Annotated in this window: 14 protein-coding genes; 6 read left to right on the top strand and 8 right to left on the bottom strand. The window is 68.6% G+C overall.

Features of this window, described 5'->3' with window-relative positions:
* The first annotated feature begins 48 nt into the window (after positions 1 to 48).
* The 5 genes from ACIQ6S_RS09425 (at position 49) to ACIQ6S_RS09445 (ending at position 3,498) form a co-directional block, all read left to right on the top strand.
* Positions 49 to 774 (top strand): DUF6776 family protein, encoded by a 726-nt coding sequence (locus ACIQ6S_RS09425; protein ID WP_397608135.1) that lies wholly within the window; start codon positions 49 to 51, stop codon positions 772 to 774.
* 21 nt (positions 775 to 795) lie between these two features.
* Positions 796 to 1,260 carry a polymer-forming cytoskeletal protein gene (locus tag ACIQ6S_RS09430; protein WP_397608136.1) on the top strand — a complete coding sequence of 155 codons (465 nt, stop codon included), beginning with the start codon at positions 796 to 798 and terminating at the stop codon, positions 1,258 to 1,260.
* 41 nt (positions 1,261 to 1,301) lie between these two features.
* The gene (erpA, locus tag ACIQ6S_RS09435; RefSeq protein WP_397572982.1) at positions 1,302 to 1,664 is read left to right on the top strand and encodes an iron-sulfur cluster insertion protein ErpA; all 363 of its coding nucleotides are present in this window, start codon (positions 1,302 to 1,304) and stop codon (positions 1,662 to 1,664) included.
* Positions 1,661 to 2,554 (top strand): NAD(+) diphosphatase, encoded by an 894-nt coding sequence (gene nudC / locus ACIQ6S_RS09440; protein ID WP_397608137.1) that lies wholly within the window; start codon positions 1,661 to 1,663, stop codon positions 2,552 to 2,554. The genes erpA and nudC overlap by 4 nt, the downstream gene beginning before the upstream one ends.
* A gap of 71 nt (positions 2,555 to 2,625) precedes the next feature.
* The gene (locus ACIQ6S_RS09445; protein ID WP_397608138.1) at positions 2,626 to 3,498 is read left to right on the top strand and encodes a hypothetical protein; all 873 of its coding nucleotides are present in this window, start codon (positions 2,626 to 2,628) and stop codon (positions 3,496 to 3,498) included.
* A 370-nt stretch (positions 3,499 to 3,868) separates the two neighbouring features.
* On the opposite strand, the gene ACIQ6S_RS09450 is transcribed toward ACIQ6S_RS09445, so the two are convergent.
* From ACIQ6S_RS09450 to prmA, 8 genes are all read right to left on the bottom strand, one after another.
* A complete protein-coding gene (locus tag ACIQ6S_RS09450) occupies positions 3,869 to 5,785 on the bottom strand; it encodes an MFS transporter (protein ID WP_397608139.1) in 1,917 nt (638 codons plus the stop codon).
* 44 nt (positions 5,786 to 5,829) lie between these two features.
* Positions 5,830 to 6,474, bottom strand: a complete 645-nt coding sequence (locus tag ACIQ6S_RS09455; RefSeq protein ID WP_397608140.1) for a glutathione S-transferase N-terminal domain-containing protein — start codon at positions 6,472 to 6,474, stop codon at positions 5,830 to 5,832.
* A gap of 25 nt (positions 6,475 to 6,499) precedes the next feature.
* A complete protein-coding gene (purD, locus tag ACIQ6S_RS09460) occupies positions 6,500 to 7,798 on the bottom strand; it encodes a phosphoribosylamine--glycine ligase (protein ID WP_397608141.1) in 1,299 nt (432 codons plus the stop codon).
* Entirely contained in the window at positions 7,795 to 8,298 is a 504-nt protein-coding gene (locus ACIQ6S_RS09465; RefSeq protein WP_397572971.1) for a GNAT family N-acetyltransferase, read from the bottom strand. Before ACIQ6S_RS09465 ends, purD begins: the two co-directional genes overlap by 4 nt.
* A 10-nt stretch (positions 8,299 to 8,308) precedes the next feature.
* Positions 8,309 to 9,880, bottom strand: a complete 1,572-nt coding sequence (gene purH, locus ACIQ6S_RS09470) for a bifunctional phosphoribosylaminoimidazolecarboxamide formyltransferase/IMP cyclohydrolase (RefSeq protein WP_397608142.1) — start codon at positions 9,878 to 9,880, stop codon at positions 8,309 to 8,311.
* 64 nt (positions 9,881 to 9,944) lie between these two features.
* A complete protein-coding gene (locus tag ACIQ6S_RS09475) occupies positions 9,945 to 10,214 on the bottom strand; it encodes a helix-turn-helix domain-containing protein (protein ID WP_397608143.1) in 270 nt (89 codons plus the stop codon).
* Between the two features lie 95 nt (positions 10,215 to 10,309).
* On the bottom strand, positions 10,310 to 10,834 hold the full coding sequence (locus ACIQ6S_RS09480) for a DUF3426 domain-containing protein (protein WP_397608144.1): 525 nt from the start codon (positions 10,832 to 10,834) through the stop codon (positions 10,310 to 10,312).
* Positions 10,835 to 10,854: 20 nt separating this feature from the next.
* Positions 10,855 to 11,766 carry a 50S ribosomal protein L11 methyltransferase gene (prmA, locus tag ACIQ6S_RS09485; protein ID WP_397608145.1) on the bottom strand — a complete coding sequence of 304 codons (912 nt, stop codon included), beginning with the start codon at positions 11,764 to 11,766 and terminating at the stop codon, positions 10,855 to 10,857.
* A 1,477-nt stretch (positions 11,767 to 13,243) separates the two neighbouring features.
* Between prmA and ACIQ6S_RS09490 the strand changes: the two genes are divergently transcribed.
* Positions 13,244 to 16,501 (top strand): RHS repeat-associated core domain-containing protein, encoded by a 3,258-nt coding sequence (locus ACIQ6S_RS09490; protein WP_397608146.1) that lies wholly within the window; start codon positions 13,244 to 13,246, stop codon positions 16,499 to 16,501.
* The last annotated feature ends 68 nt before the right edge of the window (positions 16,502 to 16,569 follow it).

Raw genomic sequence — 16,569 nt, forward strand, 5'->3', positions numbered from 1 at the left:
GCCTGAAGGGGGCCGCTATACCGGTCGCCCCCGTGCCGGATCCGAGCCGTGAGCCACCAACGCGACGACGATTCCCGCTTCATCGTGGTGCCCCGCCGCGCTTCCGACCGCTTGCGCCGCTGGGCCGTGCTCGTCGGTTGGCCGCTGTCGCTGCTGGCGCTGTGGGCTTGGATGGCCTGGCGCGCCGAGCCGGCCCTCACGGACCTGCGGGCCGAGCACGGCGAGTTGCTGAAGGTGCACGCCGAGGCGCGTGCCGAACTGGTAACCGCCAGGCAGCAGGTCGCGACGCTGTCGCGCTCCGAGCAGATCAGCCGCGCGGCGAACCTCGAGGTGCAGGAGACCCTGGCCGAGCGCGACGAGGAGATCGCCGCCCTGCGCGCCGACGTGGCCTTCTATGAACGACTGGTGGGCGCCACCGGGCAACGCCGTGGCCTCTCGGTGCACGCAGCCGAGTTCCAGCCGGAAGCTGGCGGCAGCTGGCGCTACACCCTGACCTTGACGCAGAACCTCAATCGCGGCGCGATCAGCGCCGGACGCCTGCGATTCGCCGTGGAAGGCGTGGCCGGTGGGGCCCTGAAAACCGTCGACTGGGACACGTTGCGGCAGGCCGACAAGGCCCCGGGGCAGGCGTATTCTTTCCGCTACTTCCAGAAGCTCGAAGGCAGCATCGTGCTGCCGGCTGGCTTCACCCCGCAGCGCGTCCGTGTGACCCTGGACGGCGGCGGTGGCCCGATCGACGCCACCCTGCCCTGGCAGGGCGGCGCGGCCCCCTGATTCCCCCCAAAGGATCGTCCCATGCTCGGTTTCGGTGATTCCAAGGCCCGCGCGCCCCGCGCCGGCGGCAGTGTCGACACGCTCATCGGCCCGCAGGTGGTGCTGCGCGGCGACGTGCAGTTCGCCGGTGGCCTGTACCTCGAAGGCCAGCTGATCGGTCGCGCGCTGGCCGAGGCCGGCGCCGAGGCGACGATCACCGTGGCAGCCCGGGGGCGCGTCGAGGGCGAGCTGCATGCGCCGGTGATCGTCATCAACGGCTTCGTGAAGGGCGACGTGCACGCCTTCGAACGCCTCGAGCTGGGCCCGGAAGCCCGCGTCGAGGGCAACCTCCATTACGCCGTCATCGAGATGGCCGCCGGTGCCGCGGTGACGGGGCAGCTCGTGCATGTCGCGGCCAAGGGCGCCGTGGTGCCCGTGGATTCAGTCGGCGGCAAGCCAGCCTCGTCGCCCCGCACCACCGCCGAGCGCGAAGCGACGCCGGCCTGACGGGCGACGTGCTTGAATCCGACGTCGCCGAACGCCACCTCATGCCCATGACCACGCCCAGCTACCAGGATCTCGATGCCCCCTTGGGCTTCACGCCGGCCGCCGCGGCCAAGGTCGCCGCGCTGATCGCTGACGAGGGCAATGCCGAACTGAAGCTGCGCGTCTACATCACCGGCGGCGGCTGCTCGGGCTTCCAATACGGCTTCGAGTTCGACGAGGCCAGCAACGAGGACGACGTTGCCGTGCACCGCGATGGCGTCACCCTCGTCGTCGACCCGCTGAGCCTGCAGTACCTGATGGGCGCCGAGGTCGACTACCGCGAAAGCCTCGCGGGGTCGCAGTTCGTCATCCGCAACCCGAACGCCAAGACCACCTGCGGCTGCGGCAGCAGCTTCTCGGTGTGAGCCTCTCGGGCTTCGCTTTCGTCGACGGCGGCTTCGACCGCGCCGCACACCTTCGCTCCTCCACCGAGGCCCTCGACGCCGCTTGGCCCGAAGCCAGGGTGCTGCGCCTCGACGCCGAATCGCGCAGCCTCGAGGAGGGCGAGTTCGCCGATTGGCCCCACGGCGAAGCCTTGGCCAGCGAGCGCCCCGAGGATGCGGCCTTCATCGGTCTGGTCGACGGCATGCCCTGTTTCGCCTGGGAGCGTCTGGCCGAAGGCGCCCCCACCGTCGACCTGCGCCGCGCCGGCCTGCAGTGGCCGGGCCGCGAGGCCGCCCTGTTCGCGGCGGCCGCAGGCCTGTTGAACTGGCAGCGTCGCGCGCGCTTCTGCGGTGCCTGCGGCGGCGCCGTCGAGCGTCGGCAGGCGGGTTGGTCGGCGCGCTGCCCCGCTTGCGGCCTCGAGGCCTACCCACGCACCGACCCCGCCATCATCGTGGCGGTCAGCTCCGGTGATCGGCTCCTGCTTGGGCGGCAGCGCAGCTGGCCCCCGGGCCGCTGGTCGGTGGTGGCCGGCTTCGTCGAGCCCGGCGAGTCCCTGGCCCAAGCCGTGCGCCGCGAGGTCTTCGAGGAAACCCGCGTCGAGGTGGGCGCCGTGCGCTACGCCGGCGACCAGCCCTGGCCCTTTCCGATGGCGCTGATGCTCGGCTTCCATGCCGAAGCCGCGGCCGATGCCCCTGCGCCGGAGGTGGACGATGAACTCGAGGCCGCGCGCTGGTTCTCCCGCGAGGAGGTTGCCGCCGGACTCGCGGCGGGCGACACGCCGCGCGGCGCCGAGCCGCCGCCGCTGGCGTTCGCGCCCCGGCTCTCGATCGCCCGCGCCCTGATCGAAGCCTGGGCCGACGGCACGGCCTGAGGCCACCGCACGAGCCCTTCGCGCCCGCGCGCTAGACTCCCCCTCCGCACGCGCCGTCGCCTCAAGACCGGATGTCCATCACCCTCGTCGCCGTCATCGCCGCCCTGCTGCTCGGCCATTTCGCCAAGCCGCTGGCCGCGCTTCGCCACCACGATGGCTTCGTCGCCTGGTTGGGCGTGCTGGGCGCCGAGGGCGGCAGCCTGCGTCGCGCCGCGCTCTGGTTCGGCCTCGGCCTGCCGCTGGTCCTGCTCGCCGCGCTGCAGTGGTGGCTCTCGGGCTGGGCCTACGGCCTGCCGAGCCTGCTGCTCGGCATCGCGGCGGTGTTCTACGCCTGGGGCCCGCGCGATCTTGATCTCGATGTCGAAGCGGTCATCGAAGCCGACGGCACCGAGGCCCGGCGCGAGGCGGCCAAGCCGCTGTTCCCGCAGCGCGACGATGCGGTCATCGAGGGCGGCCCTCTGGTGGAAGCAGTCTTCCGCTGCGCTTTGTGGCGCTGGTTCGGGCCGCTGTTCTGGTTCTTCGTGCTCGGGCCGGTCGGCGCGGTCGGCTACCGGCTGGTGGCGCTGTCGGCGCAGGGCGCGGCGCAGCAGCGCCTGCCGGAAGCCCAGCGCGGCACCGCGAGCGTCCTGCTCGGCGTGCTCGATTGGCCGGTGGCGCAGTTGATGACGCTGACGCTCGCGCTGGCCGCGGATTTCGACGCGGTGATCGGCGCCTGGCGTCGCTGGCATGCCGACGGCGTGCGTCTCGGCCTTGGGCACCTGGAAGCCGCCGCGCGGGTGAGCGTGGCCGTCGAACTCGCCGAGGAAGAGGCCTATGCGGCTGATGGCCCGGCGCAGGCCCCCGCGCTGCTGGAACTGCGCGATGCGATGAGCCTCGTGTGGCGCATCCTGGTGATCTGGATGGGCGTGCTGGCGCTGTTCGTCGTGGCGGGGTTTGTCGGGTAGCGGCCCGACACCGACGCCGTGGCGCCTGCCTCGCGTGATGGCGGGCCGCTTTCCGCGGACCCGGGGCGGTCCTGCCCCGAGCCGCGCGCTCGCCATCCATGGCTCGCTGGTCGCTGGCCCGCCATCCCTCGAGCGCGGCGCTCCTCCGCATTCGCCGCGAACCCGATGCGCCGTCGCGAGGCCGGCATGCGAGGCGAATAAGGAGCCCCGGCCGATCGACCAGACGCAAGCCGCGAAGCGGTGGCGCAGGGATGCGCCATCCGGCCGAGGGTCAGGATGACCCCTTCGGCCGGACCGTCGGGTTTCTTGCCTCGAAAGTCACGGGGCGGGCCAGCCGCGCATGCCGGCCTCGCGATCGGGCAGCGGGCCGTTATGCCGAATCACCGCGCAGCGCGCGCACCTTTTCCTCGAGCAGGGCCGCAGTGGCGGTCTCGCCCGGCACCGCCGTTGTCGCCTCGATGCCGATCGCGGCGCGGAAGCGGCGCGGGAGGCGCATGCGGCCCATCGCGGTGTCGCGGCGGCTGAACAGGCTGCCCCAGAGGTTCTTCAGCGCCATCGGCACCACCGGCACCGCGCGACGGGCGAGGATTTTCTCGACGCCGGGGCGGAACGTCGCGATCTCGCCGTCCTTCGTCAGCCCGCCCTCGGGGAAGATGCCGACGAGCTCGCCGTTCGCGAGCGCCGCGTCGATGCGGTCGAAGGCGCGCTGCATCAGTTCGGGGTCCTCCTTGCTTCCTGCGATGGGGATCGCACCCGCCGCGCGGAACACCCAGTTCATGACCGGAATGCGGAAGATCTTGTAGTACATGACGAACTTCACCGGGCGCGGGATGGCGCCGGCCAGCAGCAGGGCGTCCATGTAGCCGACGTGGTTGCAGACCACGAGAGCCGCGCCTTCGTCGGGGATGTTCTCCTCGATGCCCTTGGTGTCGATGCGGTACATGGCGAGCGTCGCCAGCCACACCAGGAAGCGCATCAGGAACTCGGGCACGAGGCTGAAGATGTAGATCGCCACGACCGCGTTCAGCGCCGCGGTGACCAGGAAGAGCTCGGGGATCGACAGGCCCACCGGGCCAAGCAGCAACACCGCGAGCCCCGCTGCGATCACGATGAAGAGGGCGTTGACGATGTTGTTGGCCGCAATGACGCGCGAGAGCTGCTCGCGCGGCGCGCGTTGCTGCACCAAGGCGAACAGCGGCACGATGAAGAAGCCGCCGAAGACGCCGATCAGCGCGAGGTCGATGGCGATGCGCACGCTGCCTTCGGCCGCCAGGAAGCCGCGCCAGTCGAGCGCGCTGGCGCTTCCGGCTGCGACCTCGAGGGCGTGCGCGCTGGCCTGCGGCTGGGCCAGCCACAGGTCGACGCCGAACACCGTCATGCCGATGGCGCCCAGCGGCACGAGGCCGATCTCGACGGTGCGGCGCGACAGCGTTTCGCACAGCAGTGACCCGAGCCCGATACCCAGCGAGAACAGCGTCAGCAGCAGCGGGATCACCGTCGCATCGCCGCCGAGCACATCGAGGGCGTACTTCGGCAACTGTGCGAGGAACAGCGCGCCGAAGAAGAAGAACCAGCTGATGCCGAGCACCGAGTTCAGCACCGCGCGCTGGCCCTTCAGCGTGGCCAGCGTCGAGAGCGTGGCGCGCAGCGGGTTGCGGTCGATGGTGAGGTCGGGTGCGGTGGCCGGGGCTTCGGGGACGAAGCGCGCGGCGACATAGCCGGCGACGGCGATGGCGATGACCGCCAGCGAGGCGAGGAAGGGGCCCTGTTCGTACTCGCTGATCAGCACGCCGCCGAAGATCGTGCCGACCAGGATGGCGAGGAAGGTGCCCGTCTCGACGAGGCCGTTGCCGCCGGTGAGCTCTTCGGGTTTCAGGGCCTGCGGCAGGATCGCGTACTTGATCGGTCCGAACAGGGTGCTCTGCGCGCCGAGCAGGAACAGCACGCCGAGCAGGAAGGGCAGCGAATCGAGCCAGAAGCCGACGGCCGCGAGCACGGCGATGACGATCTCCAGCAGCTTGATGCGGCGGATCGAGCGCGCCTTCTCGTACTTCTCGGCCCATTGACCGGCGGTGGCCGAGAACAGGAAGAAGGGGAGGATGAACAGCGCGCTGGCGAGGTTCGCCCACAGACTGCGCTCGTCGCTGCTCAGCCCCACCGCCTTGACGGTGACGAGGATGACCAGCGCCTGCTTGAAGACGTTGTCGTTGAACGCACCCAGCGACTGCGCGAGGAAGAACGGGGCGAAGCGGCGTTGGGAAAGCAGTGCGAACTGGCTGTGCGACATGGCGGGCTCCGAGGGCCCGCAGAACGTAGCAAACCTGCGAGGGCTCAGGGCTTGGGCAGCACCGGGGCGCTGGCGGCGAACGTGGGGCGCATCGAGAAACGCGCCAGCCAGGTCGCGAGAAGCGGGGCCTGCGCGCGCCACGGGCGGTGGGGCAGGCGGAAGTCGATCCACTCCAGCGCGCTGCCGACGGCAAGATCCGCCAGGGTGACGTCATCGCCTTCGAAGAACGCCGGCGGGGCATCGCTGGCTGCGCGGGCGGCGAGGTGGCGTTCGAGCTCGCCAACGGCGCCGTCGATCTTCAGCCACTGCCAGTCCATCCACGCGGTGCTGCGCTGCTCGGCCGTGCGGCCGGGCCACACGGATTCGAGCCGGACCAGCACGGCGGCATCGAGCAGGCCGTCGGCGAGCGCTTCGAGGCGCTTCACGCGCATGCGTGCCGCGAAGTCCTCGGGAAGCAACCGCGGGCCGGGCTGTGCGTCGAGCCACTCGCAAATGACGGGCGAATCGAACCAGGCCTCGCCGTCGTCGGTGACGAGGCAGGGCACCTTGCGCAGCGGATTCAGCGCGGCGACCGGGCTGGCCGGGTCGAGCACGTCGACTTCGACGAGCTCGAGTTCCAGACCTTTCTCGGCGGCGAGCGCGCGCGCCTTGCGGGCGAAGGGCGAGGGCAGGGAGCAGAACAGCTTCATGGTCGCCTCCGGTGCTGGGTGGGAATCAGCCCTGCTCGCGCGCCACGGCGCGCCAGCCGATGTCGTTGCGGTGCAGTTCGTTCGCCCACGAGATCTTGGCGACAGCCTCGTAAGCCTTGCGCTGCGCCTCGCGGATGTCCGCCCCCTTGGCGCACACACAAAGCACGCGCCCGCCGCTGGTCTTCACCGCGCCGTCGTCGAGCACGGCACCGGCATGGAAGACCTTGGCGAAGGCCGGCACGGCATCGAGGCCGTGGATCACGTCGCCGGTGATCGGCGTTTCGGGATAGGGCTTGGCGGCCATCACCACGCCGAGCGCGGGTTCGGGCGACCAGCGGGCTTCGATCGCGTTGAGTTTGCCGTCGATGGCCGCTTCGACGAGATCGACCAGGTCGGAGTCGAGGCGCAGCATCACCGGCTGGGTTTCCGGATCGCCGAAGCGCACGTTGAACTCGATGACTTTGGGCGCGCCGTGCGCGTCGATCATCAGGCCGGCGTAGAGGAAGCCGGTGAAGGGCACGCCATCGGCCGCCATGCCGCGCACCGTGGGCTCCACGACCTCGCGCATGACGCGGGCATGCACCTCGGGCGTGACCACGGGGGCGGGCGAGTAGGCGCCCATGCCGCCGGTGTTCGGGCCGGTGTCGCCATCGCCGACGCGCTTGTGGTCCTGCGAAGTGGCCATCGGCAGCGCGTTCACGCCGTCGACCATCGAGATGAAGCTGGCCTCCTCGCCGTCGAGGAAATCCTCGATGACGACACGCGATCCGGCGCTGCCGAAAGCGTTGCCGGCCAATATGTCGCGCACGGCGTCTTCAGCCTCGGCCACGCTCATCGCGACGATCACGCCCTTGCCGGCGGCGAGGCCGTCGGCCTTCACCACGATGCGGGTGTCGTTGAGCTCAGCGGTGCGCGCGCGGATGTAGGCGCAGGCCGCATCGACCTCGGTGAACACCTCGTAGCCCGCGGTGGGAATGCCATGGCGCTTGAGGAAATCCTTGGCGAAGGACTTGCTGCCTTCGAGCTGCGCGGCCTTCGTCGTCGGCCCGAAGATGCGAAGGCCAGCGGCGCGGAAACGATCCACCACGCCGGCCACCAGCGGCGCCTCGGGACCGACCACGGTCAGCGCGACGCCTTCGCGCTGCACCAGCGCGAGCAGGCCGTCGAGGTCGGTGGCCTTGGTGTCGACGTTGCGGCACTTGGCTTCGGTGGCGGTGCCGGAGTTGCCGGGCGCGACAAGCACTTCGCTGACGCACGCGCTCTGCGCGAGCTTCCAGGCCAGCGCGTGCTCGCGGCCGCCGTTGCCGATGACGAGGATTTTCATGAGGGGCTGCCTTCGCGAAGATTCAAAAGTTGCATGGACACGAGTTTTTGGCCGCCCGCAACGCGTTGTTGCCCGATCTCGCGGAAGCCGAGTCGATCGTGGAAGGCCTTCGAGCCGGGGTTCGGCGGATCGAGGTTGTATTCGCAGACGAGGGCGTTGATGCCTTGCTGGCGCGCGTGATCAGACAGGTGCTGGTAGAGCTGCTTTCCGATGCCTTGGCCGGCGGCGCGGGCATCGACCACGATGCGATCGATGTAGACGAAGCGCGGCAGGCGAGCGGCGAACCAGCGGAAGTTATCGTTGTCGTAGGCCGCCGTCTCGTCCATCGCCAGCAGGAAGGCCACGGCCTCGCCCTTGTGCTCGACCACCCAGTGCGCGCAGGCGAGGGCATCGAGCTCGGCGAGACGCGCCGCGTCCATGGCGCTGGTCTGCGCCACCTCCGCCGCGTTCAGCGCGACGATGCGCGCGTGGTCGGCGGCGGTGGCGGGGCGGAGCGGCACCGGCTGTTCTTCAGTGCTTGAAGTGGCGGGTGCCGGTGAACACCATCGCCATGTCGTGCTCGTCGGCGGCGGCGATCACCTCGGCGTCGCGCATCGAGCCGCCCGGCTGGATCACGGCACGAATGCCGGCCTTTCCGGCGGCATCGATGCCGTCACGGAAGGGGAAGAAGGCGTCGCTCGCCATCACCGCGCCGGGCACCACGAGGCCGGCTTCTTCGGCCTTCAGCGCAGCGATCTTCGCGCTCACCACGCGGCTCATCTGGCCGGCGCCGATGCCCACCGTCTGCGCGTCTTTCGCATACACGATGGCGTTCGACTTCACGTACATCGCCACCTGCCAGGCGAACACGAGGTCGGCCATCTCCTCGGCGGAGGGCTGGCGCTTGGTGACAATCCGGCCATCGCCTGCGGCCCACGGCGTCACGTCGGCGTCCTGCACGAGCAAGCCGCCAGCGATGCGCTTGTAGTCCAGCGCCTTGGCCGGCACATCGAGCGCGCCGCAGGCCATCACGCGCACGTTCGGCTTCTTCGCGAACACGGCCACGGCCTCGTCGCTGACGACCGGCGCGATCACCACTTCGACGAACTGGCGCTTGAGGATCTCTTCCGCCGTGCCGGCGTCGAGCGGGCGATTGAAGGCGATGATGCCGCCGAAGGCCGAGGTCGGGTCGGTGGCGTAGGCGCGGTCGTAGGCGGCGAACACATCCTGCGCCACGGCCACGCCGCAGGGGTTGGCGTGCTTGACGATCACGCAGGCCGGCTGGTGGAACTGCTTCACGCACTCGAGCGCGGCATCCGCGTCGGCGAGGTTGTTGTAGCTGAGCTCCTTGCCCTGCAGGAACTGCGCGGTGGCGACGATGCCCATCGGCGCGCCGCGCTCGACGTACAGCGCGCCGCGCTGGTGCGGGTTCTCGCCGTAGCGGAGCTTGCTGCCGAGGTCGAGCTGCAGGTTCAGCGTGGACGGCCATTCGGCGGCCTTGGCCTCATCCTCGACGCGTGCCGAGAGCCACATGCTCACCTTGCCGTCGTAGCGCGCGGTGTGCGCGTAGCCCTTGGCGGCGTAGCCGCGGCGCTGCGCGGCGGTGGTGCCGCCGGCGCCCAGCGCCTCAAGGAAGCCGTCGTAATCGGCCGGGTCGGTGAGCACCGCGACGCGGGCGTGGTTCTTGGCCGCCGCGCGCAGCATGGCCGGGCCGCCGATGTCGATGTTCTCGACGGCGTCCTCGTACGAGCAGTCGGGCTTGGCGACCGTCGCTTCGAACGGATACAGGTTCACCACCAGCAGGTCGATGGCTTCGATGCCGTGCTGTGCCATCACCGCGTCGTCGATGGCGGCGCGGCCGAGCAGTCCGCCGTGCACCTTGGGATGCAGGGTCTTGACGCGGCCATCCATGATTTCCGGGAAGCCGGTGACGGTGGAGACATCGGTGACGTTCAAGCCCGCATCGCGCAAGGCCTTGGCCGTACCGCCAGTGGAGAGCAGCACCACGCCCTTCGCGGCGAGCGCTTGCGCCAGCGGCAGCAGGCCGGTCTTGTCGGAAACGGACAGCAGGGCCCGGCGGACGGGCTGGCGGTGGTCGGTCATGCGTCTCCCTCGGCCCATCACGGGCGGAAAGACGCGAATTATACGGGCGCGGGTCCCGGCAGGATCAGCGCAGCAGCCCGACGGCTTCGAGCTTCTTGCGCAGCGTGGCGCGGTTGATGCCCAGCACGGCGGCAGCGCGGCTCTGGTTGCCCTCGCAGTGCTTCATCACTTCGGTCAGCAGGCCGGTTTCCATCTCGGACAGCATCAGCGCGTAGAGCGAATCGGCCTCGCACTCGCCACGGTCATGCAGGTAGCGGCGCGTGGCGCGGCCCACGGCCTCGCGCAATGCGGGCACGGCCGGAGCGGCTTCGGCACGGGAAGAGAGAGCGTTCACGGAGACCCCAGGATCGAACCCGTCGACCGTCCAGTGGACGACGGGGAGGGGGAGTCTGCCCCAATTCCGAACGCCGCGCGACCTCGACTTTGGTGTCAGTGGAAATCGAACTCGAAGGCCACGGCGCGGTTGCCCGGATCGAGGATTTCCAAGGCCACCGTGGCCGATTGGCCGGGGGCCAGGCCTTCCCGGGACGGGCTGCCGCCGAGGTATTCCACCGGCTGGAAGCGCCGCAGGCCGATCCGTTGGCCGTCGAGGTCGGTGAGGGCCAGTTCCAGCAGGGGCCAGCCCTGCGTCCAGGCCGCGTCGTTGCGGAAGCTGGCCGTCACCAGCAGGGCCTGGCGGTTGGTCGGGTGGGGCTGGATCTCGCGGCTGAGCACGACAAAGGCGCCCGGCTCGTGCCAGGCCGGGAGGGTGCAGCCCAGCGAGGCGCAGGCCTGCTCCATCCAAGGCCGCCAGGTGGGGCTGGCGGCGAAGCGTTCACGGTCAGCCAGCACGATCTGCACCAGCAGCACCAAGCAGGCGGCGACCAACAGGGCGCCGACGCGCCAGCGGCCCGCCCGGGAAAGCGGGGCGATTTTCGGGGGCGGACGGACGAAGCTGGGCAGCGGGCGCGGCATGGCGGCGGAGTGTACGGGTCTCAGTGCGCCCGGCGACGGCCGGTGATGCGCACCCAGTCCTCGCGCTGGGTCACGACGAGCTCGTCGAACCACGCCGAATAGCGCTCGACCAGGGCCTCGTCCTGCCCCTTGAGGATGCCGGAGAGCGCGATCACGCCGCCCGGCGCCACGCGCGAGGCGAGCACGTCGGCCAGTGCGTCGAGCGCGACGGCGAGGATGTTGGCGACGACGACGGGGTACGTCGCCTTTGGTTCCTCGGGCGGCAGATGGACGTTCATCCGCTCCGCCACGCCGTTGCGCAGCGCGTTGTCGGTGGTGGCGAGGATGGCCTGCGGGTCGTTGTCGACGCCCACCGCGCGCTCCGCCCCCAGCTTCAGCGCGGCGAGGGCGAGGATGCCGCTGCCGCAGCCGAAATCGAGCACCGTCTTGCCGGAGAGATCGAGGCCGTCGAGCCAGTCGAGGCAGAGCGCCGTGGTGGCGTGCGTGCCGGAGCCGAAGGCGAGGCCCGGGTCGAGGCGAACCACGGCGGCATTCGCCGCCTGCGCGGCCTCGGGCAGCTCGTGATCCCACGGCACGATCCACGTGCGCGTGCCGAAGGCCATCGGCTGGAACTGGTCCATCCACGCCCGCACCCAGTCCTGGTCGTCGACCACGCGGAACGAGGCCGAAGCGAGATCCGCACGCGGGTCGATCGATTCGAGCGCAGCCAGCAGCGGCTCGCGTGGCACGTCTTCATCGAACAGCGCGACCACGAGGCAATCCGCCCACAGCGGTGTTTCGCCGACGCCGGGTTCGAGGATGGCCTGCTCGTTGGTAGTGTCGGCCTGCGGGTCGAGCAGGGTGACGCTCATCGCGCCGAGGTCGGTGAGCGCGCGCTCGAGCCAAGGCTCGTCTTTGGCGCGGCAGCGCAGGGAGAGTTCGAGGTGGGGCATGGGGGCATTGTAGGTCGTGGGGTGAAGGCTGGCTGGTTTGCATCCTCGCGCGGGTGGCGGTTAGCCTCCGCGCCGCGGCCCCCCGGCCCGACCCCCCTTTTCCAGCCCCCCCTCGTAGATGAATACCGACTGCGCTTTCGCTCGGCTGTGCGCGATTCTGGCCATGGCCCTCATTGCTTCTTCTCAGGTCATTGCGACCGGGTCCGTCAGACCAGCGGAACAGATGTATGTCGCCTCCCTCGCTGGGGCAACGCCCTGGGCCAATGGCGATCTGGCATGCAGAGACTACGCAGATCAACTGGTTCTCCAGAGCTCTGGTCAGTACTCATACGAAGAAGCGAAGTTCCAGGTTCACCCGGAATGGGGTGATGGGTGCGCCATGACGGAGACCTATTGCTTTTCGCAGAGCCGCTGCGACAGATACGAAGGTCTGCATCGGCAAAACTGGGCAATCAGGACGTGGGTCTGCGAAGAGGGAACTACACTCGCGAAGCCGTCGCTGGAGCAAGCTGCAGCGGGTGTTGAGCCTGTCTGCATGCCGATTGCCGAGGTAGAGGATCCCGACCTAAACAACTCGGTTTGTCCGACAAACGCAACGAACCCCATTCACTCGGCAACGGGTGTGAAGCTTCAGCGGGAGCCTGATTTCCCCCTCCTAGAGGGCATCACGCTCGGTCTCCATTACTCCTCAGTGGGGGCTCGTTCTACCGAACACTTCGGTTGGGGATGGAGCAGCAGTGCTTTCGCGCCCGCTCGGGCTTTTTCGTGGCCAGACGCTTCGTCGAGAAACTTCCGCGTCACCTTGATGAACGGTGACCGGGTTAGCTTTTCGCGAGTCGAAAGTCGTTGGCTCCAGCAAGGGTCGTCTGCTCACGTTCTCCTTCGTGACAGCCTTCCAGGTGAGCCGGGAGATCTCACGCTAATCGAGCCTGAGCGAAGCACGTTCTTCTCGATGAATGGGGAGCCTGTCGCCGTCCGATATCGTGGTGGCGCTCGCGTTTCGTATGTCTATGACGCCGCAAGGCGGCTCATAGCCCTTAGGGCGGAGAACGGTCGGACGGTCAGGTTCTCTTATGGCATCGGTGCAATTCGGCTCAGCGATGGGCGAGAACGACTGATAACGGCAATCGAGCTGCCCGAAGGGACAGTTGTCAGCCTTTCTTATCGATCAGTGGACAGGGGGCCGCTCGTCGGCGTGCGCCACCTGAGGGGTCTGGGGTATCCCCAGCTTCATCTACTCGATCAGATCATCTTCCCGGGTGGAGTCACTCGACGTTTCCATTACGACGCACCTCCCGTTCCGCTCATTCCCGGAAGTCCCGAGCAAGGTCTTGTCGGCCGCCGCTATCTGTTGACCGGAATCACCGATGAACGTGGCCGCCGATTCGCCACGTGGGCCTATGACGACCGAAGCCGCGCGATTCTGAGCGTTCATGGCACAGCGACCGATTCGACGGACCGCGTCACGCTGGATTATGTGCTGTCGCGCAGGAAGACACGAATCACCGATGAACTCGGCAATGCGCGCGACTTCGAGTTCGCCGTAGTCAACGGCGAGTCCAAGCTAACTCGGTTGTCCGGCCCCAGCGCCCAGTGCGGCAACCGTTACGGGAGTCTGTCCTACGACGGTAACGGCCACCCGAACTCCGCCACCGACTTCAACAACCGCCAGCACACGTTCGCGCACGACGCTCGCGGCCGCCAAACCAGTCACACCGAAAGCGTTGGCACGCCGCAGCAACGCACCACCGAAACCGACTGGCACGCGGTGTTCTCGGTGCCGGTGGAAGAGCGGGTCAAGAACGCCGCGGGCACGGTCGTGCAGCGCACGGTCTACACGCACGACGCGCTGGGCAACGTGCTGTCGGTGACGGTGTCCGACCCCGTGGCGGGCGCTTCGCGCACGCTCACTGCCACCCGCGACCCCGAAGGCCGCCTCCTCACCATCGACGGCCCGCGCACCGATGTTTCCGACATCACCACCTACACCTACTTCGACGCCGAGGACCCGGCGTGCGCCTCCTCGCCGACGACGTGTTCGTTCCGCAAGGGCGACCTGAAGTCGGTCACCAACGCGCGCGGCCACACCACGCACTTCGTCCGTTACGACGGCGCGGGCCGCCTGCTGGAAAGCCGCGACGCCAACGGGCTGGTGAGCACCTTCACCTACACCCCGCGCGGCTGGCTGGCCTCGCGCACGGTGGGTGGGCTCACCACCACGATCACCTACACGGCGGTGGGCGATGTCGAATCGGTCACCACGCCGGACGGCCGCTCGCTCACCTACACCTACGACACCGCGCGCCGTCTGACGGCGGTGCGGGACCAGCGCGGCAACCGAATCGAGTGGACGCTGGACAACGCCGGCAACCGCACGGCGGAGAACATGAAGGACGCCTCGGGCACGCTGCGCCGAACGCTCACGCAGCAGTTCAACACGCTGGGGCGGCTGTCGCAGGCCGCCAACGCCGCGGGCCGGGCCACGTTGTTCACGCAGGATGCGAACGGCAACCTCGACCTCGCCAGCGACCCGCTGAACCGCACCACCGATCAGGACGTCGACGCGCTGGACCGCGTGACCAAGCAGCTGCAGGACGTGGCCGGGCTGAACGTCGAAACCCAGTTCGGCTACGACGCGCTCGACCAGCTCACCACGGTCACCGACCCGAAGGGCCTGATCACGCGCTACACCAACGACGGCCTGGGCAACCTGCTGAAACTGGAAAGCCCGGACACCGGCACCACCACCTACACGGTGGACGCCGCCGGCAACCGCAGCAGCCAGACCGACGCCCGCGGCATCACGGTGGGCTACACGTACGACGCGCTGAACCGCCTCACCGGCATCCGCTTCCCGACGGCCGCGCTGAACACGAGCTTCGTCTACGACAGCGCCACCGGCTGCCCGGCGGGCGAGACCTTCGCCCTCGGCCGCCTGTCGTCGATGACGGACGCCAGCGGCAGCACGCGCTGGTGCTACGACCTGCTGGGCCGCCTCACCCGCAAGGTGCAGGTGACCAATGGGCGCACCTTCACCACGGCCTACGCGTACGACGCCCAGGGCCGCCTGAGCACGCAGACCCTGCCCAGCGGCGCCATCGTGAGGTTCGGCTACGCCACCGGCGAAGTGAACACCGTCGCCGTGCGCCTGCCGGGCAGCAGCGTCGATTTGCCGCTGATCAACGGCATCGAGCGCCTGCCCTTCGGGCCGGTGAGCAAGCTGACCTACGGCAACGGCCGCACGCAGGCGCGTGCCTACGATCTGGACTACGCCATCGACCGCATCACCAGCAGCGAGGCCAGCGGCTGGACGCAGGACTACGGCGTGGACGCGGTGGGCAACATCACGGCCATCCTCGGCACGGGCGCGAACAACCGCTTCCGCTACGACGGCCTCGACCGCCTGACGCACGCCGACAACACCAGCAACGTCACGCAGCGTGCTTACCCGGTCGACAAGACGGGCAACCGCACGGGCAAGCAGACGGCGGCGGGTGGTGCCATCACGCCCTACGTTTACGCGGCGACCAACCACCGCCTGGCGCAGACCGGCACCGAAGCCCGCACCTACGACGCGGTGGGCAACCCGATCACCATCGGCGCGCGCACGCTCACCTACGACGACCGCAGCCGCCTGACGGTGTTCGTCAACGGCAGCACCACGCGCCGCTACCAGTACACCGGGCAGGGCCTACGGGTGCGGAAGTGGACGAGCAGCAACACCAGCGGCAACACCTACTTCGTCTACAACGAGAACGCGCAGCTCATCGGCGAGTACGACAACGCTGGTGCGCGCGTTCAAGAGATCGTGTGGCTCGGGAACCTGCCGATTGGCGTGATCGCCGGCACCGCGGCCACCCCGGTGCTGCATTACATCGAGAGCGACCACCTCGGCACGCCGCGCGTGATCGTGGATGCCACCCGCAACGTCGGCATCTGGCGCTGGAACCAGACCAACGACCCGTTTGGCGAGAGCACGCCGAGCCAGAACCCGGACGGCGATACGACGAGCTTCACGTTCAACCTGCGCTTCGCCGGGCAGTACCGCGACAGCGAGAGCGGGTGGTACTACAACGTGCATCGCTACTACGACCCGGGCACGGGGCGGTATCTGGAGAGCGATCCGATTGGGTTGGGGGGTGGGATCAGCACCTACGGCTATGTGGGCGCAGCGCCGTTGACGGCGGTGGATCCGTTGGGGTTGTGGTGTCACGCGACGAACGGGAATGTCATGTGTCAACCCGCCGGAGGCCCAGTCATCAACTTCCCTCAGCCCGACGGTTGGCCAAGCAGCATCGTGCCTTGGCAGTTCAACTTCCACCGATACAACAAGCACAGCACATACACCAACGTCGATGCGGACTGCATCCGGCGATACATCAGAGACAACCCAACGCCAGGAAACAACCGCCCTGCGACACTGCAAGGCACTCCAAATGATGCAACCCCAAATGATTGGCGCAGTGGCGGTGGTCCTAGTCCTGTGATGAGTTACGAACTGACTTATCGCGGCAGCCCAGTTATCGTGAACGTCACTATCCCAGGTCATCCGTTATGGCCGGGATACGTTGCTCGAACAGTTGTGACGGATGGCAACAGTGTCACCATCAACAACTTTGGCGAGGGGTTGAACTGGAAGCAGAACGACCTTGTCCCATTCAATGATTGGCTGATCAACGACGAGTTTTATGCGCAGAATGACAAGGCGGCTGCGGCATGCCGTTGCGGAAATTGAGGGCCAATAATGGGAGGTGTTCTCCGAACTGCTGCAGCTTTCCTTGTGTGTCCTGCAGTTTTTCCCGC

The organism is Silanimonas sp., from assembly GCF_044377035.1.
GTDB lineage: Bacteria > Pseudomonadota > Gammaproteobacteria > Xanthomonadales > Xanthomonadaceae > Silanimonas.

Coding starts and splice junctions, on each gene's coding strand:
- prmA (WP_397608145.1), bottom strand. CDS start 11,766: ATGCCCCACCTCGAACTCTCCCTGCGCTGCCGCGCCAAAGACGAGCCT.
- purD (WP_397608141.1), bottom strand. CDS start 7,798: ATGAAAATCCTCGTCATCGGCAACGGCGGCCGCGAGCACGCGCTGGCC.
- erpA (WP_397572982.1), top strand. CDS start 1,302: ATGCCCATGACCACGCCCAGCTACCAGGATCTCGATGCCCCCTTGGGC.
- ACIQ6S_RS09455 (WP_397608140.1), bottom strand. CDS start 6,474: ATGAAGCTGTTCTGCTCCCTGCCCTCGCCCTTCGCCCGCAAGGCGCGC.
- ACIQ6S_RS09480 (WP_397608144.1), bottom strand. CDS start 10,834: ATGCCGCGCCCGCTGCCCAGCTTCGTCCGTCCGCCCCCGAAAATCGCC.
- ACIQ6S_RS09445 (WP_397608138.1), top strand. CDS start 2,626: ATGTCCATCACCCTCGTCGCCGTCATCGCCGCCCTGCTGCTCGGCCAT.
- ACIQ6S_RS09430 (WP_397608136.1), top strand. CDS start 796: ATGCTCGGTTTCGGTGATTCCAAGGCCCGCGCGCCCCGCGCCGGCGGC.
- ACIQ6S_RS09450 (WP_397608139.1), bottom strand. CDS start 5,785: ATGTCGCACAGCCAGTTCGCACTGCTTTCCCAACGCCGCTTCGCCCCG.
- purH (WP_397608142.1), bottom strand. CDS start 9,880: ATGACCGACCACCGCCAGCCCGTCCGCCGGGCCCTGCTGTCCGTTTCC.